The 20982-nt window shown below is 30.8% G+C and carries 19 protein-coding genes; 12 read left to right on the top strand and 7 right to left on the bottom strand.

Annotated features, from left to right (window positions below):
• The first annotated feature begins 61 nt into the window (after window positions 1-61).
• The 3 genes from ACIQZ1_RS01535 (at window position 62) to clpX (ending at window position 3441) form a co-directional block, all read left to right on the top strand.
• Window positions 62-1390, top strand: coding sequence for a trigger factor (locus ACIQZ1_RS01535; RefSeq protein WP_396158395.1), 1329 nt, complete (start codon window positions 62-64; stop codon window positions 1388-1390).
• Window positions 1391-1478: 88 nt separating this feature from the next.
• The gene (gene clpP, locus ACIQZ1_RS01530; protein WP_291242415.1) at window positions 1479-2135 is read left to right on the top strand and encodes an ATP-dependent Clp endopeptidase proteolytic subunit ClpP; all 657 of its coding nucleotides are present in this window, start codon (window positions 1479-1481) and stop codon (window positions 2133-2135) included.
• Window positions 2136-2208: 73 nt separating this feature from the next.
• Window positions 2209-3441 carry an ATP-dependent Clp protease ATP-binding subunit ClpX gene (gene clpX, locus ACIQZ1_RS01525; RefSeq protein ID WP_396158393.1) on the top strand — a complete coding sequence of 411 codons (1233 nt, stop codon included), beginning with the start codon at window positions 2209-2211 and terminating at the stop codon, window positions 3439-3441.
• A gap of 105 nt (window positions 3442-3546) precedes the next feature.
• Here the strand turns inward: clpX and ACIQZ1_RS01520 are convergent, their stop codons facing one another.
• The gene (locus ACIQZ1_RS01520) at window positions 3547-3903 is read right to left on the bottom strand and encodes a DUF6567 family protein (protein WP_396158391.1); all 357 of its coding nucleotides are present in this window, start codon (window positions 3901-3903) and stop codon (window positions 3547-3549) included.
• 88 nt (window positions 3904-3991) lie between these two features.
• A complete protein-coding gene (locus ACIQZ1_RS01515) occupies window positions 3992-4468 on the bottom strand; it encodes a hypothetical protein (RefSeq protein ID WP_396158389.1) in 477 nt (158 codons plus the stop codon).
• Between the two features lie 162 nt (window positions 4469-4630).
• Between ACIQZ1_RS01515 and ACIQZ1_RS01510 the strand changes: the two genes are divergently transcribed.
• Complete coding sequence (locus ACIQZ1_RS01510; RefSeq protein ID WP_396158387.1) at window positions 4631-5548, top strand: WYL domain-containing protein; 918 nt, start codon at window positions 4631-4633, stop codon at window positions 5546-5548.
• 225 nt (window positions 5549-5773) lie between these two features.
• Here the strand turns inward: ACIQZ1_RS01510 and ACIQZ1_RS01505 are convergent, their stop codons facing one another.
• Entirely contained in the window at window positions 5774-7282 is a 1509-nt protein-coding gene (locus ACIQZ1_RS01505; RefSeq protein WP_396158385.1) for a GH3 auxin-responsive promoter family protein, read from the bottom strand.
• A gap of 63 nt (window positions 7283-7345) precedes the next feature.
• Here ACIQZ1_RS01505 and ACIQZ1_RS01500 point away from each other — a divergent pair, with 63 nt between their 5' ends.
• A complete protein-coding gene (locus ACIQZ1_RS01500) occupies window positions 7346-8140 on the top strand; it encodes a DUF2797 domain-containing protein (RefSeq protein ID WP_396158383.1) in 795 nt (264 codons plus the stop codon).
• Here ACIQZ1_RS01500 and ACIQZ1_RS01495 read toward each other — a convergent pair.
• The gene (locus ACIQZ1_RS01495; RefSeq protein ID WP_396158381.1) at window positions 8137-9084 is read right to left on the bottom strand and encodes a DUF3078 domain-containing protein; all 948 of its coding nucleotides are present in this window, start codon (window positions 9082-9084) and stop codon (window positions 8137-8139) included. The two genes, ACIQZ1_RS01500 and ACIQZ1_RS01495, sit on opposite strands and share 4 nt — an antisense overlap.
• Entirely contained in the window at window positions 9077-10852 is a 1776-nt protein-coding gene (locus ACIQZ1_RS01490; protein WP_396158379.1) for a 1-deoxy-D-xylulose-5-phosphate synthase, read from the bottom strand. The genes ACIQZ1_RS01495 and ACIQZ1_RS01490 overlap by 8 nt, the downstream gene beginning before the upstream one ends.
• A gap of 59 nt (window positions 10853-10911) precedes the next feature.
• Here ACIQZ1_RS01490 and ACIQZ1_RS01485 point away from each other — a divergent pair, with 59 nt between their 5' ends.
• Complete coding sequence (locus ACIQZ1_RS01485) at window positions 10912-11352, top strand: nucleoside deaminase (protein WP_396158377.1); 441 nt, start codon at window positions 10912-10914, stop codon at window positions 11350-11352.
• A 110-nt stretch (window positions 11353-11462) separates the two neighbouring features.
• Here the strand turns inward: ACIQZ1_RS01485 and ACIQZ1_RS01480 are convergent, their stop codons facing one another.
• Together ACIQZ1_RS01480 and ACIQZ1_RS01475 are read right to left on the bottom strand one after the other, a co-directional pair.
• Window positions 11463-13010 (bottom strand): Rne/Rng family ribonuclease, encoded by a 1548-nt coding sequence (locus ACIQZ1_RS01480; RefSeq protein WP_396148194.1) that lies wholly within the window; start codon window positions 13008-13010, stop codon window positions 11463-11465.
• A 347-nt stretch (window positions 13011-13357) separates the two neighbouring features.
• A complete protein-coding gene (locus ACIQZ1_RS01475) occupies window positions 13358-13651 on the bottom strand; it encodes an HU family DNA-binding protein (RefSeq protein WP_291242428.1) in 294 nt (97 codons plus the stop codon).
• Window positions 13652-13784: 133 nt separating this feature from the next.
• On the opposite strand from ACIQZ1_RS01475, the gene mutY reads away from it, so the two are divergent.
• The 6 genes from mutY to ACIQZ1_RS01445 all read left to right on the top strand — a co-directional run bounded on the left by mutY (window position 13785) and on the right by ACIQZ1_RS01445 (window position 20981).
• A complete protein-coding gene (gene mutY / locus ACIQZ1_RS01470; RefSeq protein WP_396158375.1) occupies window positions 13785-14813 on the top strand; it encodes an A/G-specific adenine glycosylase in 1029 nt (342 codons plus the stop codon).
• Window positions 14814-14849: 36 nt separating this feature from the next.
• Window positions 14850-15263 (top strand): single-stranded DNA-binding protein, encoded by a 414-nt coding sequence (locus ACIQZ1_RS01465; RefSeq protein ID WP_291242426.1) that lies wholly within the window; start codon window positions 14850-14852, stop codon window positions 15261-15263.
• Window positions 15264-15314: 51 nt separating this feature from the next.
• Window positions 15315-15866, top strand: coding sequence for a gliding motility lipoprotein GldD (gene gldD, locus ACIQZ1_RS01460; RefSeq protein WP_396158372.1), 552 nt, complete (start codon window positions 15315-15317; stop codon window positions 15864-15866).
• Between the two features lie 80 nt (window positions 15867-15946).
• Window positions 15947-19723: a TraB/GumN family protein gene (locus ACIQZ1_RS01455; RefSeq protein WP_396158370.1), complete on the top strand. Its 3777-nt coding sequence runs from the start codon at window positions 15947-15949 to the stop codon at window positions 19721-19723.
• Window positions 19724-20392: a queuosine precursor transporter gene (locus tag ACIQZ1_RS01450; protein ID WP_396158368.1), complete on the top strand. Its 669-nt coding sequence runs from the start codon at window positions 19724-19726 to the stop codon at window positions 20390-20392.
• A complete protein-coding gene (locus tag ACIQZ1_RS01445; protein ID WP_396158366.1) occupies window positions 20385-20981 on the top strand; it encodes a DNA-3-methyladenine glycosylase I in 597 nt (198 codons plus the stop codon). Before ACIQZ1_RS01450 ends, ACIQZ1_RS01445 begins: the two co-directional genes overlap by 8 nt.
• Window position 20982: the final 1 nt, after the last annotated feature.

Genomic DNA, 20982 nt, shown 5'->3' with positions numbered 1-20982 from the left:
ATGGGTTGCAAAAATTATATAATTTTGCCACCCATATTTATACTTCAAAAAATCATTAAAAATGAACATTAGAAAAGAACACATTGACGCATTAAACGCCGTTGTAAAAATTACAATTGGTAAATATGAATATACTGAAAAAATTGAAAATTTTTTAGAAGTAAAAAGAAAAACAGCTACATTACCTGGTTTTAGAAAAGGAAAAACACCAATGGATGTGGTGAGAAAACAGTTTGAAAAACCAGCAATTATTGAAGAAGTTACTAAATTAGTAAACAAAGGTTTAGCTGATTATATTGCAAAAGAAAAATTAGATTTGTTAGGTAATGCTTTACCTCGTATAGATGAAAATTTTGATTGGAAAGCAGACGAATTGGTTTTTGAATACGAATTAGGTTTAGCGCCAGAATTCACTGTAGATTTAGCAAGAGCTGCTGGCGTAGCGAGATACAAAATTATTGCCGACGATACCTTATTAAACGAGCAAGTTGAAAGAATTCAAAAGCAATACGGTAAAATTTTAACGGAAACTGAAGTTAAAAAAGGTTTTGAAATAAACGGAACATTTACAAACGAAGAAAAAAATATCAGTAACCAAGCTTTAATTAGTTTAGATGTTTTTGCAGATGCTAAAACAGGGAAACAATTTATTGGAAAAAAAGTGGGTGATGTTGTTACGTTAAAAACGAAAGGTTTGTTTAATGACGACCACCAATTAATGGATTATTTAAAAGTGGCTCACGATGACGTTCACGGTTTAGATATTGAAGTGAATTTTACTATTGACGCCATTCAATCTATTGAAAAAGCAGAAATTAATGACGAATTATTCGCAAAATTATTTCCAAATGGAGAAGTAACTACTTTAGAGGGTTTAAAAGCGAGAATCAAAGAAGATGCAGAACAACAATTTGTGCAGCAAGCGGATCAAAAGTTTTTAAATGATGTAACTGAGGCCTTATTAGACACTACTCAATTTGATTTACCAGAAACCTTCTTAAAAAAATGGATCCAAACTATTGGTGAAACACCTTTAACTCCTGAACAAGCAGAAGCGGAATTTGCAAAATCAGAAAGAGGATTGCGTTATCAATTAATCGAATCTAAAATCTTTATTCAAAATAACTTACAAGTTAGATTTGAAGAATTAAAAGATTTTACTTCAGGATTAATCAGACAACAAATGGCTCAATTTGGTCAAGCCAATGCAACTGATGCAGAAGTAGACGGAATTGTTTCAAGAGTAATGTCTAATCAAGAAGAAATAAAACGTATATCAGACCAAGTTTTGAGTTTAAAAATGATTGACTTATACAAAACAAAAGTAAAAGCAACTGAAAAAGAAGTGAACTACCAAGATTTTGTTAAAGCGATGTACGGCGAAATGTAATATTCATAAAAATTAGTATATTTGAACGTCAAATCATTTTGGTTTGACGTTTTTATTTAAAATCATAACCTTTTAAATACAATTTAAAATGAACTACGGAAAAGAATTTAAGAAATTTGCCACAAAAAAACACGGAGTAAACAGTTTGTATTACGATAAATTAGTAGGCAGTTTAACACCATATATTATTGAAGAACGCCAATTAAACATTTCTCAATTAGACGTGTTTTCTCGTTTAATGATGGATAGAATCATCTTCATGGGAACAGGTGTTGACGATTACATGGCAAATATTATTCAAGCACAATTGTTGTTTTTAGAAAGTGTAGATGCTTCTAAAGACATTCAAATTTATATCAACTCACCTGGTGGAAGTGTATATGCCGGTTTAGGTATTTATGACACTATGCAATACATTAAGCCAGATGTGGCGACAATTTGTACAGGAATGGCAGCATCAATGGGTGCCGTTTTATTGTGTGCAGGCGCTGAAGGAAAACGTTCGGCATTACCGCATTCTCGTGTAATGATTCACCAACCTTCTGGAGGTGCGTCGGGAGTGGCTACTGATATGGAAATTAACTTAAGAGAAATGTTGAAATTGAAAGATGAATTGTATCAAATTATTTCATCGCATTCAAAACAACCTATTGAAAAAGTGTTTAAAGATAGCGAACGCGACTATTGGATGATTGCCGATGAAGCAAAAGAATACGGAATGATTGATGAAGTATTGAGAAGATAAATTTGAGTGATTAGTGATTAGTAAAAAGTGATAAGCTATTTACTATTTACTAATTACTTTTTACTAGAAAATAATGGCAAAAGAAGAATTAGAATGTTCGTTTTGTGGTAGAAAAAAGCCAGAAACAAGTTTATTAATAGCAGGTATAGATTCGCATATTTGCGAAAAATGTATTGAGCAAGCACACGGAATAGTAGTAGAAGAGCTAAAAGGAACAACAGATTCTGAAGCTTTTGGCGATTTAATATTGCGTAAACCAAAAGAAATAAATGCTTTTTTAAACGAATATGTAATTGGGCAAGAACAAACCAAGAAAGTATTGAGCGTTGCCGTGTACAATCACTACAAAAGATTGTCGCAAAAAGTGACAGAAGACGATGTGGAAATTGAAAAGAGTAATATTTTAATTGTAGGACAAACCGGAACAGGAAAAACATTGGTAGCAAAAACCATTGCGAAAATGTTAAATGTGCCTTTAGCGATTGTAGATGCCACTATTTTAACTGAAGCAGGATATGTAGGAGAAGATGTGGAAAGTATTTTAACACGATTGCTACAAGCGGCAGATTATGACGTAGCTAAAGCGGAAAGAGGTATTGTTTTTATTGATGAAATTGATAAAATTGCTCGAAAAAGCGATAATCCTTCAATCACTCGTGATGTTTCTGGAGAAGGGGTTCAACAAGCCTTGTTGAAATTACTGGAAGGTTCCATAGTAAATGTACCACCAAAAGGCGGTAGAAAACATCCAGATCAAAAGTTTGTTGAGGTGAATACTCAGAACATATTATTTATTGCAGGTGGTGCTTTTGATGGTGTGGAACGCATCATTTCAAAACGTTTAAACCGACAAGCTATGGGATTTAGCGCGTCTAAAGATTTAGACAAAGTAGATGCCGATAATTTATTACAATATATTATTCCTCGTGATGTAAAAGAATTCGGTTTAATACCTGAAATTATTGGACGTATGCCTGTTTTATCGCATATGGATCCGTTGGATGCTAAGACGTTACGTGCCATTTTAACAGAACCTAAAAACGCTTTAATAAAACAATATCAGAAATTATTTGAAATGGATGAAGTTGCCTTTACCATAGATGATGATGCTTTAGATTTCATTGTGGAAAAAGCGTTGGAATATAAATTAGGTGCTCGTGGTTTACGTAGTTTATGTGAAGCCATTTTAACCGATGCGATGTACGAATTGCCAAGCTCGGAAGACAAAATATTGCAAGTAACTAAAACCTATGCGGAAAATACATTAAGCAAAAATTTATTGAAACGCTTGGAAATTGCTTCGTAAATTTTAAACTCAGTATAAAAAAATAAAGCTCAAAAATGTATTTTTTTGAGCTTTTTTATTTTTTCCTATAGGTTTTAAATCTTATAGGAGTTGGTTTTTTTTATGTTATTTAAATTCTACAACATCAGCTGTAACAGTACATTTAAGAGTCTTGTATAATCCTAAATAATAAGAAGCTTTGAAGTTCACTGTTAAATTTGCAAAAGTCTGATTACTTTTTAACGGATTTGCATTTAGCATTTGCTGCTTCGCATTGTCAACTAAAGTTTCTTTTGCAAGCCCACCAATACCTAAAATATAAGTTGCTGTTGCTTCTCCTTTTATGTTTTGTTTTGCATATGAGAAATTTGCAGTACTTAAAGCAGCAGAATTTGCCATATAACCGCTATGGTATGCTGAACAACTTGAAGCAAAAATTACAATTGTAATTGCCAAAACTGATTTTAAAATAATTTTTTTCATTTTATAATTTATATAATTTTTTCTTACTCATAAGGCTTTTCAGTCACGCCCCGTTTTTTTAAGTTGTTTCTGGACTCAACTTCATTTATTAGTTTACATTATTCCATTGTTCAATTTTCATAGTTACTTCACCACAATCTGCGGCTAATACTTCAAGTTTGTTTTCTGAAATACTACTTATACAAGCTTTACCATCTTCAGCAACTGACATAAACATATACAATTTTGTTCCATTAAAAGTTACTGTTTTACTCTTCATTAAAGTTTGGTTAATATTATTACATCTTTCTTGCATAAATGTTTCTGCTTCAGAAAATGTTACTTTTTGTACAGAAACTGATGTATCAGTTGTCGATTGATCATTTCCGTCCGTTTTGGATGAATTTTTATTTCCGGCATTTAATATAACTGCAAAAATAAAAACACTTGTTATTATCCATCTAGTTTTAATTGGCCAAATTTCATTTTTCCACATAAAGTATAAACCTAATGGGAAAAAAATTATCAATAATACAATAATTGAATTCGGCTTTTGATGCCATTTTTGTTGGTGTTGATTTTCCATTTTCTATTTTAAATTGATTTATTTTTCCTAATCGTAAGGCTTTTCAGTTACGCCCTTTTTTTTTTAAGTTGTTTCTGGACTCAACTATTACTTCAAACAAAAATAAATATTTGTAGTACATATTCTACATTTTATTTATTTTTACGCCATTAAATGACGTAAATGAAACAACTTGAACGATTGCTATTTTTAATTAAGGCGCTAAAAGCAAAGGCGTGTACAACTCACGAGTTATTTGTACAACTTTCTGAACAAACCAACAGTAGTTCTATTAGACAGCTCCAAAGAGATTTTAAAGATATAGCGTTACTACTATCAAATAATGAAACCCTTAAGTCATATAGAAAAGATAAATTAAAATATTTTTTTATTGAAACAAGTAAAAGTGATTTCACAAGTGCAAACGAAAGTAAAACCTATAAAAACACAAACTTTTATGTGCAATCCAAGTCAAAGCACATTGACTTTAATTTAAATACTATTGAAAATGCAATAAAAGAAAGTAAATCTATTGTTATTTCAGAAATTAAAAATGACGAAACGGGCGATAATAATAATTTTGAAACTAAAAATATATTTTTTCAACCCATTCAAATACTCATTCATCGCGATTCTTATTATGTAGGTGGATATAATATTGTAAAAAAATGTATACAGATTTTTGGGATTAATCAAATAGAAAAAGTGGCCTTATCAAACCAATGTGAATTATTAGCTGAACGAAGCAAAATGTTTGATGACGAGTTAAATAAACGATTTGGTGTTTCTAAAAATATTAACGGACATACATATAAAATTGTTTTAGAATTTTCCTCAGTTTTAGCAGCTTTTATGAAAAATCATCATTGGCATGCTACTCAAAAATTTTCCAAAAAAAATGGTAACACATTAATGTTTTTAGAGTGTGGTATAAACAGAGAATTGTTGGGTTGGTTGTTTCAATGGATGTATAACATTAGAGTTGTAGAACCAGAAATTCTTAAATTTTATTATGAAAAAACATTAAATGAAATTCAAAATTCTAATAATTCAAAAACTACATTAGTGCATAGAAACTTATTTAATGATAATGAAAATTAGTTTTTTTAATAACCCTCAGTCATAATTTTTAAATAAACCCGATACTAAAATCATTTTCTCTTGTTTACTTTTTTAAAAGATGTACAAGTATTTTACAAAAGATGTACAACTTTTAAGTAAAAGATGTACATCTTTTTAAGGAAAGATATACATCTTTTTGATAACTTAACCTTTCAAATGTGTTTTTTACTGAGGTAGTTTTACTTTTTTCTAGCGGTTTAAAAGTTACATCGCTTTCAATTCTTCCAAATAGTCTCTTAAATTAGATAGTCTTGGAATTTTGTGTTGGCCGCCTAATTTATCTTTCTTTTTCAACCAATCGTAAAATAAATTTTCTCTAGCTACATTTAATACAAGTGGGTTTAACGTCATGTTGTTAAATCGTTTGGCTTCGTAGTCGGAATTTACTTGTTGCAAATTTTTATCTAAAAGTTCGGAAAATTCAGCGCTACTTGCTGGGTGTATTTTAAATTCAATTAGCCATTCATGTCCGCCTTTTTCTTTTCCTTTCATAAAAATTGGTGCCACGGTATAGTCAACAATTTCGCACTGTAAGGTTTTACATGTTTTTGCTAAAGCCGTATCGGTGTTTTCCACCATTAATTCTTCACCAAAAACATTAATATGGTGCTTGGTTCTACCTGTAACTTTTATTCTAAAAGGATTTATTGAAGTAAATCGTATCGTATCGCCAATTAAATAACGCCACAAACCAGAATTGGTAGTTATGACTAAAGCATAATTTTTATTAATTTCTACATCACTCAATGGAATTACTTTTTGGTTGTCTTTTCCAAATGTATCCATCGGAATAAATTCGTAAAAAATACCATAATCTAACATTAAAAGTAATTCGTTAGAATCATTTCGGTCTTGCAAGGCAAAAAATCCTTCAGAGGCATTGTAAATTTCGTAATATTTAAAATCGTCTTTTGGAAACAAGTTTTTATATTGTTCTTTATAAGGTTCAAAACTTACCCCACCATGAAAATAGACTTCTAAATTGGGCCAAATTTCTAAAATATTCGTTTTTTTGTTTTCTTCTAGTGTTTTGTTTAATAACACCATCATCCAACTTGGAACACCAGCTAAACTGGTTACGTTTTCTAAACTACTTTCCTTAATAATGGCAGGCAATTTGGTTTCCCAGTTGCTCATTAACGAAGTTTTATTGCTGGGTGTAGAGCTAAATTCTGCCCACATGGGCATATTGTCAATTAATATGGCAGATAAATCGCCAAAAAAAGTATTGTTGTTTTCGTACAATTCTTTACTACCACCCAAACGCAAACTTTTACCAGTAAATAACTGCGAGTTTTCGTTATTATTTAAATACATACAAAGCAAATCTTTACTAGCTTTATAGTGATTGTTTTCTAAAGCTTCCGAACTAACAGGTATAAATTTGCTTTTAGCATTTGTAGTGCCGCTAGATTTCGCAAAATATTTAATAGTAGAATTCCAAAATATATTTTGTGCGCCTTGGCGGGTTTGTTCAATAAAAGGTTCTAACTCTTCGTAAGTAGAAACGGGAATTCTTTCATTAAAAGTTTGATAATTTTTGATGGTACTGTAGTCGTATTTTTTTCCAAGAACGGTATTTTCTGCCGATTTTAATAAACCAAACAACAATTCTTCTTGCACTTCCATAGGATATTTAATAAACAACTCAATTTGATGAATACGTTGTTTTAAAATCCAAGAGGCAATAGAATTTATTAAAGGTAATGGCATTTGCGTATCAGTATTTTTATAACTTTACCAAAAATAATAATTTTTATATCAATTACAATTTTTATGTCAACATTTGAAGGAACATTAACAAAGATGGAAACCGAAATAGGTACACCCATTCAGTATTATTTAATTTTTGATTCCAATTTTATTAATGTTAATCAGTTAATTAATAAAGATGTAGAAATTACGCACAAAGGGTATCAGTGTTTAAATTGTAAGAAAGCCAAAAAAATATGGCGACAAGGATTTTGTTATGATTGTTTTTCAACCATACCCTCTGCTGCCGATTGGATTATGAAACCCGAACTCAGTACCGCACATTTAGATATTGAAGATAGAGATTTAGCGTATGAAAAACGGGTGCAATTGCAACCTCATATCGTATATTTAGCTTTATCTAGCGAAGTAAAAGTAGGGGTAACCCGAAACACGCAAGTGCCTACTCGATGGATAGACCAAGGCGCAGTGCAAGCTATTCCAGTTTTAGAAACGCCTAATAGATATTTGGCAGGAATTGCTGAGGTCGCCTTAAAAAATCATTTTGCAGACAAAACCAATTGGCAAAAAATGTTAAAAAATGAAGTGCCAGTCACCAATTTATTTGAAGAAAAAAACAAGTTAAAACAATGGTTACCAGAGGAAACTAAGCCCTATTTTATTGAAGAAGACCATTTATACCAAATGGATTTTCCTGTGCAAGCGTATCCTTTAAAAGTCACTAGTTTAAATTTGGAGAAAACCCCTAATTTTTCAGGAAAAGTTGTGGGCATTAAAGGTCAATACTTAATTTTTGAAGACGGAACCGTTTTTAATGTTCGCACCTATGAAGGGTTTGTTATACAATTAAAATTTTAAAAAGTATACTCAATCCCAATGCCAAGAATTTGTTTTAATTGTACTCTAGGTCCTTCTGTGATTTGAACACCAGCAACTTCTCGTTTATTTTTAATGTCGTTATCATAAATTAGATGACTACCAATATTAGCTTTAATATATTTATTTACAATCATTTCAATGCTAACTTGCCAATCAATATCAATATTGCCAAAATCTTTTAAATAATCGGTATATAATGTAGCTCTAGTGTCTAAATTAATATTCGTCATAATTTTTCTTTTGTACTGACTTGAAACCAAAGCACCTAGTTCCGTTCTGTGACGTTTTCCATTTCTAAGAATTTGAGTCCCTGTTTCATCATAAATGGCTTTTTCTACTCCAAATGCACCTTCGTTTGCTAATCGGGTGTCTAAAACCAAAGTTGTTTTGTTAGTAATTGGAGACAAATAAACGGTTAAGCCTAAATCTTTTCGGGTATATTCAGCACCTAAACCCAGGAAAATATATGCCGGAGCAAAAGGTTTTGAAATGGCTTTGCTAACATTTGGATAACTATATCCGTTAGAAAACTGAGTTAGCAAACTAAATTTTGCACCATAAAACCAGTTATTAATAGTGTCTCTTCTATATCCAATTGTAGAGTTTAAATTAATTTGATCGTCTGTTTTCCTTAAATCTTGCCCTTCTTGTTTGTTAATTCCATAACGTACTACAAGCTCATTATTCCATTTCATATTATCACGAGTATAATTTCTAATGAAATTTCCTTTTGCCAAACCAGAAATAGAATTATTCCCACCGGCAGACCAATTTACAAAGCTAATTTGTGTAAAATCTAATCCTACTTTATTTCCCTTTTTCCAATTTGAAGTAGTATCTATTTTTTCTGTTCTCACAATTTGTGAAAAAGATTCAGTTGCGAATAAAAGAAGTGCGATAAAAAGTATAAGGTTTCTACTCATGATTAATTCCAGTAAATAATTCGGTTAAGCTTAATGTGTCTAATTTAGTTTGTTCTAATAGTTGTTTTACGGTGCCGTGTTCTATGAAAACATCTGCCACGCCACGATTTATAATTTTGTTTTTAAAATTATTTTTGGTTGCAAAGGTATTGATGCTACTTCCTAAACCACCATTAATTACACCTTCTTCAACAGTGATAATACTAGTATGTTCTTTAAAAATACTAAGTAATTTTTCTTCATCTAAAGGCTTCACCCAACCTACATGAAAATGCGAAAAATCTGCTTTTTTTTCTAGGTTATCAATAGCTTTAGAAACAGTATTTCCAATGGTTCCGGTAGATAAAACAGCAATTTTAGTTCCTTTTTTTAAAGTTTCAATTTTTCCTATTTCAATCTTAGAAAAAGGTTGTTTCCATGCTACAATTTCGCCTTTTCCTCTTGGATAACGAATCGCTATCGGATGGTTTAATCCTAACGAAGAAGTGTATAAAATATTGCGTAAATCAATTTCATTCAACGGTGCGTAAATCATTATGTTTGGAATACAATTAAGATAAGCCAAATCAAATAATCCGTGATGTGTAGCACCATCTTCGCCTACAAATCCGGCTCTGTCCAAACAAAAAATTACGGGTAAATTCTGTATCGCTACATCATGTATGACTTGGTCATAAGCCCGTTGTAAAAAAGTAGAATAAATATTGCAAAATACCGTTAATCCTTGAGTAGCCATTCCAGCAGCTAAGGTTACGGCATGTTGTTCGGCTATTCCTACATCAAACGCACGCTCTGGAAACGCTTCCATCATATATTTTAAGGAACTTCCAGAAGGCATAGCAGGCGTAATTCCTACTATTTTTTTATTTTCTGTAGCCAATTCCACTAAAGTGTGTCCAAAAACATCTTGAAATTTTGGTGCCAAATTTTCAGTTTCTGGTTTTAGAATTTTACCAGTAAGTTTATCAAATTTTCCAGGTGCATGAAATTGCAATTGATTTTCTTCAGCAAAAGTTAATCCTTTTCCTTTTGTGGTAATAATATGTAAAAATTTTGGGCCTTTAACTTTTTGTAATCGTTTTAATTCTGTCAATAATTTTGGCAAATCATGCCCGTCAATTGGACCTGAATAGTCAAAATTTAACGATTTTATAATATTGTTCTCTTTTGGGTTTTTACCTTCTTTTACCGCGGTTAAATAGTCTTTTAATGCCCCAACACTTGGGTCAATTCCCATGGCATTGTCATTTAGTATCACTAATAAATTCGCATCGGTAACTCCAGCATGATTTAATCCTTCAAATGCCATTCCGCTAGCTATAGAAGCATCTCCAATAACTGCAATATGTTGTTTTTCTGTATCGCCATTAATTTTAGAAGCAATTGCCATACCTAAAGCGGCAGAAATTGAAGTGGAGGAATGTCCTACTCCAAAAGTATCATAAACACTTTCACTTCGTTTTGGAAAACCTGATACACCATCAATTTCTCTATATTTATGGAAAATTTTGCGTCTTTCCGTTAAAATTTTATGCCCATATGCTTGATGTCCTACATCCCAAACTAATAAATCGTTTGGCGTATCAAAAACATAATGTAAGGCAACGGTTAATTCTATGACGCCCAAACTCGCCCCTAAATGACCTTCTTTCTGGGAGACTATATCAATTATAAACTCTCTAAGTTCATTGGCCACTTGCGGTAACTGACTTTCAGAAAGTCGTCGCAAATCGGTTGGTGTAGTAATATGTGAAAGTAAATTTTCCATTTGTACTGCAAAAATACAATAATGTTTGTAAATTTGATTAATATATAATTGTAAGAAACTTGGAAACTATTTTTACCGACGAATATTTTATGAAAAAAGCGCTTCAGGAAGCTGAAATTGCTTTTGAGAAAGACGAAATTCCTGTGGGTGCTGTTATTGTGGTAAACGATACAATAATTGCCAGAACACATAATTTAACTGAGCTTTTACATGATGTAACCGCACATGCCGAAATGCAAGCCATTACGAGTGCAGCAAATTTTTTAGGTGGAAAATATTTAAAAGGTTGCACGCTATATGTTACTTTAGAACCTTGCCAGATGTGTGCAGGAGCCTTATATTGGAGTCAGATTTCTAAAATTGTATTTGGTGCTACAGATTCAAAAAGAGGTTATAAAACATTAGGCACACAAATTCATCCAAAAACAGAAGTGGTTTCTGGAATTTTAGAAAAGGAATGTGCTGAATTAATGACTAGTTTTTTTCAGAAAAAGAGATAGTTTTATTACGCAGAGATTCGCAAAGTTATCACTAAGATTCACAAAATATTAAGTTGTTAAATTTTTATAAATAAAAAAACCGCTATTCTTTCGAGTAGCGGTTTTGTTTTTTATAAAATTTCTTTTCCTTGGTTATCAAAGAAATGATATTCTAAGTACGTGTAAGCGTCACGAGGTATAATTTTCACCCATTTCTTATGTTCAAAAAACCATTTTGAACGTAAGGATGGAAATCCTTTTGTAAGGTATGCGGCCACAAATGGGTGTACGTTAAGTACTACTTTTTTATGGTCTTTAATAATGCTTTCAAGATTAGCTTCTATTTTGTCAATAATTAAAATGGCTGCTTCAACCTGTCCGTTTTCGTTCGGGTTTTCTTCATTCGTTTCAATATTAACTTCAGGTCTAACTCTTTGTCTAGTAATTTGAACCAGTCCAAATTTACTAGGAGGCAAGATTTTATGCTTCGCCTTATCGTCACTCATTTCTTCTCGTAAGAAATCGAATAATATTTTTCTATTGTCTGGATTTTGTAAATCTATAAAATCGACAACAATAATTCCTCCCATATCTCTTAGTCGTAATTGACGTGCAATTTCAGCTGCAGCAATCATATTTACTTCCATGGCAGTATCTTCTTGGTTGGTGGCTTTATTTGATCTATTGCCAGAATTTACATCAATAACGTGTAATGCTTCTGTATGTTCAATAATTAAATAGGCCCCTTTACTCATAGAAACTGATTTTCCAAAAGAGGTTTTTATTTGTCTTTCTATATTATACTTCTCAAATAGAGGTAAATCTTTCGACTGATAGTGTTTTACGATAGACGCTTTATCCGGAGCTATTTCTTGCAAATACTCCTTCGTTTTTAAATACAAATCTTCATCATCTACTTGAATACTCGTAAAAGTATCGTTAAAAATATCTCTAAGCATCGAAGAAGATTTTGTTAATTCTCCTAATACTTTTGAGGGATGATGGGCGGTTTGTAGTTTTTTGCACATGCTAGTCCAACGGTCTAACAGTGTTTCTACATCTTTTTCAATCTCAGTTGTTTTTCTGCCTTCGGCTACTGTTCTCACAATAACACCAAATCCCTTTGGTTTTATAGATTGTAGTAATTTTTTTAGACGATCTTTTTCTGCTCGGTCTCCAATTTTTTGCGAAATGGATACACGGTCTGAAAAAGGAACTAAAACTACATATCTTCCTGCTAAAGAAATCTCAGAACTAATTCTCGGTCCTTTTGTGGAGATTGGTTCTTTAACTACTTGAACTAAAATTGACTGATTGGCGCTTAATGTGTCCATTATAGTGCCATCTTTGCTAATTTCTGGTTCAAAAGGGAAATTTTTGAGTGAATAATCTTTTATTTTACCTGCGCTTACAAGTTTAATAAATTTCATCAAAGAACCTAAGTTTGGACCTAAGTCATGATAATGCAAAAACGCATCTTTTTCATGGCCTAAATGCACAAATGCGGCGTTTAGTCCAGCAACAGGCTTTCTTATTTTTGCAATAAAAATATCGCCAACCTGAAACTGATTGCTGTCGCCAGCCTCTTTTTCTTTGTGTAATTCAATTAGTTTTCCATCTTTTAATAAGGCAAAATCTACTGCGTCTGAACCAGATCTAATGATTAATTCTTTGTTCATGCTGTATCTTTTTTATCCGAACATTTTGTTGTCGGTTGTTGATTGTTTATACCAAAGGTATGAAACAACTAGCAACTAGCAACTTATTGCTAGGATGGATTAAACAATTTAGGTAAAATACCCAATAAAACTATGATATATTTGAAAACTTCAATATATAAAATAATTTAAAATTCAATGAACGTAACTTGTTTTTTAAAACAAAGAAAAGTAGTTATTAGACTACTTTTTCTTTTTGTGACGGTTAGCTCTCGCTCTTTTTTTACGCTTGTGAGTAGCTACCTTATGTCTTTTTCTTTTTTTACCACTTGGCATAATGTGTAGTTTTTTTTGATTAATAAATAATATTATACAGTTACTTCTGTCTTTTCTTTAACGCTTTCAACAAATATTTTAGCAGGTTTAAATGCTGGAATGTTGTGAGCTGGTATTTTGATTGTTGTGTTTTTTGAAATGTTTCTTCCTGTTTTTTCAGCTCTTGTTTTAACAATAAAACTACCAAATCCTCTTAAGTAAACATTATCACCAGTTTCTAATGAGTTTTTTACTTCTTCCATGAATGATTCTACAGTAGCTTGAACGTCACCTTTTTCAAGACCTAATTTTTCTGAAATTTTTGCTACGATATCTGCTTTCGTCATTTTCTTGCGTGTTAAATTTTATGTGTATTTTTTTGAGTGTGCAAATATATGAATTAAAAAAATACAAATTCAAACATAATGAACTAAAATTTAACCAGATAAATGATTTATTTTTACAACTTTAATTATTCATATGAATTTTTCAACTAAAATAATCAGTTGGTATCATCAAAATTATAGGGACTTACCATGGCGAAATACCAATGATGCCTACAAAATTTGGCTTTCAGAAATTATTTTGCAGCAAACACGAGTGAGTCAAGGATTACCGTATTATATAAATTTTGTAACTACTTTTCCAACCGTAAATGATTTAGCTAATGCCGATGAACAACAAGTTTTGAAGCTTTGGCAAGGACTTGGATACTATTCTCGTGCCAGAAATTTACATTTTACGGCTAAATTAGTTGTAGAAAACCATAATGGTATTTTCCCAACTTCTTACGACGAATTAATAAAATTAAAAGGAATTGGAACGTATACTGCTGCAGCAATTTCCTCTTTTTCTGCAAACGAATCGGTTGCGGTTGTAGACGGCAATGTTTTTAGAGTATTGTCAAGGGTTTTTAATGTTAATTATGACATTTCATTAAATACAACAAAAAAATATTTTATAGAACTGGCTCAAAAATTACTTTCTACAACACAACCAAATCTTCATAATCAGGCAATAATGGAATTTGGAGCGTTACAATGTGTGCCTAAAAACCCAAATTGTAAAGATTGTGTTTTTAACGACAGTTGTGAAGCTTATAAACTCAAAATTGTTTCGGAATTACCGGTAAAATTGAAAAAAAATAAAATAACGAAGCGATTTTTGAATTACATTTTAATTCACGATGCCTCTGGAAATTATATAATGAATAAAAGAACTGAAAACGGAATTTGGAAAAATTTATATGAATTTCCTTGTATTGAATCTGAAAATGAATTGGAAGAACAGAATTTGTTTCTTCAATTAAAAGAAACATATAACATTAAAAATTTTGAATATTATGATGCTTTTGATGTATTACATAAGTTATCGCATCAGCATTTATATATTAAATTTTATAGAGTAGAAACCGTAGAAACATTGAAAAACAGCTATACTTTTTCAGAAGTAAAACAATTGCCAGTTCCAATTGTGTTGCATAATTTTATTGAAAAAATTGGTATATAAATAATATTTAGTATTTTTGATAAAAACATATAAGCCATGAACGGTACTTTAAACAAGGTTATTCTAATCGGGCACTTAGGTGACGAGGTAAAAATGCATTATTTTGATGCGCAAAGTTGTATTGGAAGATTTCCTTTGGCAACAAATGAAGTATATATTAACAAATCTACAGGAGAAAAAATCACTTCTACAGAATGGCATAATATAGTCGTGCGAAATAAAGCGGCTGAATTATGTGAAAAATACCTTTCTAAAGGAGATAAAATTTATATAGAAGGTAGAATAAAGTCACGTCAATGGACAGCTGAAGATGGTACTACAAAATATACTACTGAAATTCAAGTTACAGAATTCACATTCTTAAATACCAAAAAAGATTCCGATTTATCTAAAGCACCAACTTCAAATCCGCCTAGTTCAAAAGATGTTGATTTTGATTCATTAGATTAATTTTGATTTAGATTACTGGGTATAGATTGTACTTTCCTTAAACACATAAAAATGAAAATCCGCCTTATTTTTAGCTTACTTTGTCTTTCTTTACTATCTTGTGGGGATGATAAAATGCCAAAGCCTACAGGACAATTAAGCTTAGAATATCCACCGGCAAAATATATGAAATTTTCCAACTCTTGCGGTTTCGATTTTGACAAAAACGAATTGGGAGAAGTAAAAGCCACATCAAATTGTGGACTGGAAATTCATTATCCAAAAATGAAAGCAACGGTATATTTAACGTACAAACCTGTTAAAAATAACTTAGAGAAATTATTAATTGATGCTCAAAAATTAACGTACGAACACGCTATAAAAGCAAACGATATTGCAGAGCAACCTTACATAAACCCAGATAGTAAAGTATACGGTATGTTTTATCAAGTAGGTGGGAATGCCGCTACAAATGCTCAATTTTACGCTACGGATAGTACTAAAAATTTTGTTACAGCCAGTATGTATTTTTACTCTAAACCAAATTTTGATTCTATACTTCCAGCAGCGGATTATATTAAAAATGATATGAAAAAAATTATAGAAACGATTAAATGGAAATAGTTTTTATTTTTTGAAAAAATCATATTAAAAATCTTTTCAATTTATTATATTTGGGACAACTTAACTTAATAATTATCCCATTGAAAAAGATTTTATTTTTACTTACATTTTTATCCCTTTCTACAGTTGCACAAGAAAAAAAATACCAAAGTTTATTTTGGGAGATTTCGGGTAACGGATTAACCAAAAAATCCTACATGTATGGAACCATGCATGTTTCTGATAAGGTTTCCTTTCATTTGTCTGATTCTTTTTTTGAAAAATTAATGGCTTCAGATTTTATTGCTAACGAAAGCGAACCAAATACTTGGACAGAATTATACGATTTGTACGGTTTTTATCAATCTACACAAACAAGAAGAAATTTTTACACTAATTTTTATACTTCACCTATAGAAAAAGACTATTTATACTCACTTTTCAGAGGAACAAATTATAATTTAATTGGATTGTTATCTCGAACCAATCAAGCCAATCAAGAATTTCAAGAGGAAACCTATTTGGATATGTTCATTTATAGAACCGGAAGAAAATATGGCAAAAAGACATTAGGATTAGAAAACGTTAAATCTACCACATTAAATATCGAAAAAGCGGAAGCGGAAATGGATAGAAGTGAAGTGGATGAAAACAAACAAGCAATATTAAAACTATTAAAAAAGCGATCTTTTGCAGAGGTTTTAAGAGACGCATATCGCGAAAAAGATTTAGATTTATTGGATACGCTAAACATGCTTTCGTCTCCAAAATTATACAACAAAGCCATGCTTTTTGATAGAAATGAAATTATGTCTAAAAGCATGGATTCTATCATGAAAACAGGAAGTTTGTTTGCCGCAGTTGGTGCCGCACATTTACCTGGAAAGAATGGAATGATTGAAATATTACGAAGAAAAGGATATACAGTTACACCAATATTTTCTGATTATACTGAAAAAGGAAAAAAAATAAAGAAACAAATTGAAGAGTATTTTGTAAAGCCTGTTTTTGAAATAAATACAACAGCCGATGAAATGATTTCTTTGCCTCTGTTTCCTTTGGTTTTAAAAAATGGCGAAAATTTAGAATCTCCTGATTTAGGAAATGGTGGTTACATTAATGTTAAACGTATGTTGCTTAAGGATTTTATTAGCAAAAAAGATGAGAAATTTAACCATAAAACACTTGATAGTTTGTTTTTCGAAAACATTCCCGGTGAAATTTTAGAAAAAAAATCATACCAAGAAAAAAATAATTTTGTGTATGATATCAAAAGCAAAACTAAAACGGGTAAAAACGAAAGATATAGATATTATATAACACCACTTGAAATTATTTCTGTAATTATGAGTGGAGAAGGTGATTATGTAAGAAAATATGAAGATGAGGTGTATAATAATATTAAAATTAAATCATACAAACAAGAGTTGACAACAGTAGTACCAAACAAGCAAAATTTTAAAGTTACGTTACCTTCTTATTACACAACAGTAGGAAATAAAAAAGACAATAAAAGACTGGAAGATACAGAAATTTATGCCTTTGACGAGCAAGAAAACGCGCATTATTTTGTTATAGAAAGTACGATAATGGATTATGAAAATTTAGAGGATTCTGAATATGAATTGAAAAGAATGCATTACGAATTTTATGCCGTTCACGAGTTGGATTCTATGCAAACAAGCTTTGATAATAATAAATTTGAATGTACATCGCAATCTAAATTAAAAGAAAAAAACATTTATTTAAAATCCGCCTTAAAAGGAAATAAATATTATTTATTAGGAACTGTTAATGCTTCAAAAAATAAAGTCGATGCTTTTTTTAACTCATTCGAAATTACAAAAGCAAAAGAAGACATTATTTATAAAACTTTTAAAGATTCTACAGCTCATTTTTCTGTAGAAATTCCGAAACAGGAAAATGAATATTTAGATTTTAAATTCGAAAGAAAAAACAGATATAAAGAAGACAATAAAACCAATCATTTTGAGGTAAAATACAAATCGTTTGATATTTTTTCACCAAATAAAAGCAATATTCAAATTACGTATTCGCAACCCCATAGGTACGAAAGCTATGCAGTTTTAGACACGCTTTTTAATCAAATTAAGAAAAACATTTCAGTAGATTTTGAATATAAAAACTATACCGATAGTAATGAATTTAATTTTTCCGATAGTGAAGTTGTGGTAGATTCTGTTGCAACAGAAGCGGTTAGTTTTAATTCTGTGGCAAACACTATTGATACAAATGAAAAGGACAAATTTAATCCGTTAGATTATAAAGCAACCACTTGGGATAAAACATTGGCATTAACTTCGAACCAAAAGTTAGATTTGGTTAATGAAAAATTCACTAAAGATCCCGTAAATGATTTTTATGTGTACGAAGTTTTAGCTACAAAACCTAAAAGCACGCAAGCTATTAAATATAAAATTGTACTCAAAAAAGGTGAATATTACACGCTCACAACTTTAGTTGATAAAAATTACAATAACGATAACCCTTTTATTGAAAAAGTATTCAATTCGTTTAAAGTAGATGATGCTTCCATAACATCAAGAACTTTTTTTGAAAATAAATTCAGCATTTTTGAAGAAGATTTAAATAGCGAACATGATAGTATACGCTATTCGGCAATAAAATCATTCAACAATTTAACCATTGAAGAATCGGATTTTTCAAAAATTAAAAACCTGTTAGAAAATTTCGAATTTAGAAAAGAAGAAATGGACTTTAAAGGCGATTTGTTTGAAAGTATCGGCGCTTTAAAATCTCCAGAAGTACTCCCGTTTTTAGAGCAAGCGTATAAAAAACAAGACGTTTCAACACAAACACAATTTTCAATCTTGCGTGCTTTGACATTACAAAAAAGCAAAGTCGCCTATAAAAAAATTGCCGAATTATTAGATTATGATTTACCAATTTCGGAAAATTATGTAATTTCTGGATTGTTTAATTTATTTATGGCAGACCTTGAAAATGCACAAGTTTTATATCCAAATATTTTAGAATATTATAGTATTAATGAATTTCACGAGCCAATAGTTGAGTTCGTTCAAGTGCTATTAAATTCTGAAAAAGTATCATCAAAAAAACTAAAATCATACAAAAAAATGTTGCTTACCAATGCGAAATTAGAATACAAGCGTTTGGTAAGTTGGAAATTTGAAGATGAAGCCAGCGATGATGATGACGAATATAATTATGATGACGAAAATGGCGCACCTGTGGAAGCTCTAAATAGTTATTTATCTATTTTATATTCATTTAAAAATGAAAAAGATATGCGTCAATTGTATGAGAAAGCAGAAAAATTAAATATTGACGATTTAAATGTAGCGATAGCTAATCGCGAATTGGCAAGAAATAAAAAATTAGATAAACGAGTATTAGATAAATTAATTAGCCAACCAAAAACAAAATATACAGCGTTGCAAATGTTGTATCACAATAAGCAAACAGATGAATTAGCAGCATTTAGTAAAGATAGTATTGTAATGAATGCCATTCATTATTATGAAGATTTTGATAAAAAAAATGATTCTATTGTGTTATTGGATGAAAAAATAGTAACTCAGAACGATAAAAAAATAGCTTATTTCTTTTATAAGAAAATTAATATAGAAGCTGACTCGTATGGAAAAAATACTGAAAAGTTAAACGCTATTGCGTTTGTTTATGATGAAAATAATCAACTAAATCTGAAAGCTTTTAGAAGGTTTGATGACGAAAAAATTATTGATGATAAAGAAATTAATCAAAAAATGAAAACTATGATTAATGAATCGCTAAATGACAATCATTTGCGAGTAAATTTTTCAACTAATCCCGCGGATGAAAGTTACGAAGAAGAGGAGTATTACGAGGAATAAATGTTAAAAACCAAAAAAGAAATAGTATATATTGTTTTGGCAGGTATTTTTATTACCAATGCCATTACTGCCGAACTTATTGGGGGGAAATTAATTCAAATTGGTCCTTTTGTATTAAGTATGGGAATTCTGCCTTGGCCAATCGTATTTATTACTACCGATTTAATTAATGAATATTTCGGGAAACAAGGAGTAAAAAGATTGAGTTATATTACCGCAGGTTTAATCGCCTACTGTTTTATAATTTTATTTTTTTCGATGAAAATTCCAGAAGCAAAAGGCATCAGTCCCGTTTCAAATGCTCAATTTACGGCTGTGTTTGGACAAAGTAATTTGATTATTGTAGGTTCTATTCTTGCCTTTTTAGTCGCGCAGTTTTTAGACGTCACGCTTTTTAGTTATTTCAAAAAGAAAACTGGAGAAAAAATGATTTGGTTACGAAGTACAGGTTCTACAGTCATTTCACAATTAATTGATTCATTTATAGTAGGAGGAATTGCCTTTTATTTACCAGGAATTTGGAATTCACAACAATATATAGAATTTTCATTAACTGGATATTCTTTTAAATTAATCATTGCAATTTGCTTAACACCGCTAATTTATTTAGGTCATTATTTAATTGAAACTTACATTCATAATAACGAAAAACCGATAGTAAATGACTAAGAAACGTTGCGCTTGGTGCGAAAAAACCGATTTATATAAAGACTATCACGATAACGAATGGGGAAAACCTGTTTATGATGATGCCACTTTATTTGAATTTCTAATTTTAGAAACGTTCCAGGCAGGTTTAAGTTGGTATACGGTTTTAGTAAAAAGAGATAATTTTAGAAAAGCATTTGCCGGTTTTGATGTGCAAAAAGTAGCTAAATTTACCGATGCAACATTACAAGTATTAGCGGAAGATGTTGGAATAATTAGAAACAAATTAAAAATAAAAGCCGCAGTAACTAATGCTCAAGCCTTTATAAAAGTGCAAGAAGAATTTGGTAGTTTTTCTAACTATATTTGGGCTTTTGTAGACAACAAACCAATTGATAACAAACCAAAAACATTAAGTGAAGTTGCAGCAACCACTGAAATTTCAGATAAACTAAGTAAAGATTTAAAAAAGCGTGGGTTCAAATTCGTGGGTTCCACAGTAGTATATGCTCATATGCAAGCCACAGGAATGGTAAACGATCACGTAGAAGATTGTTGGGTGAGAAATCAGTCTACTTCAGTCAAAAAATCTAATATTCTAAAAATCTAAA

Source organism: Flavobacterium sp. (genome assembly GCF_044341185.1).
Lineage (GTDB): Bacteria > Bacteroidota > Bacteroidia > Flavobacteriales > Flavobacteriaceae > Flavobacterium.
The sequence above is the reverse complement of the archived record's forward strand: the minus strand, read 5'-3'. Positions and strand labels throughout refer to the sequence as shown.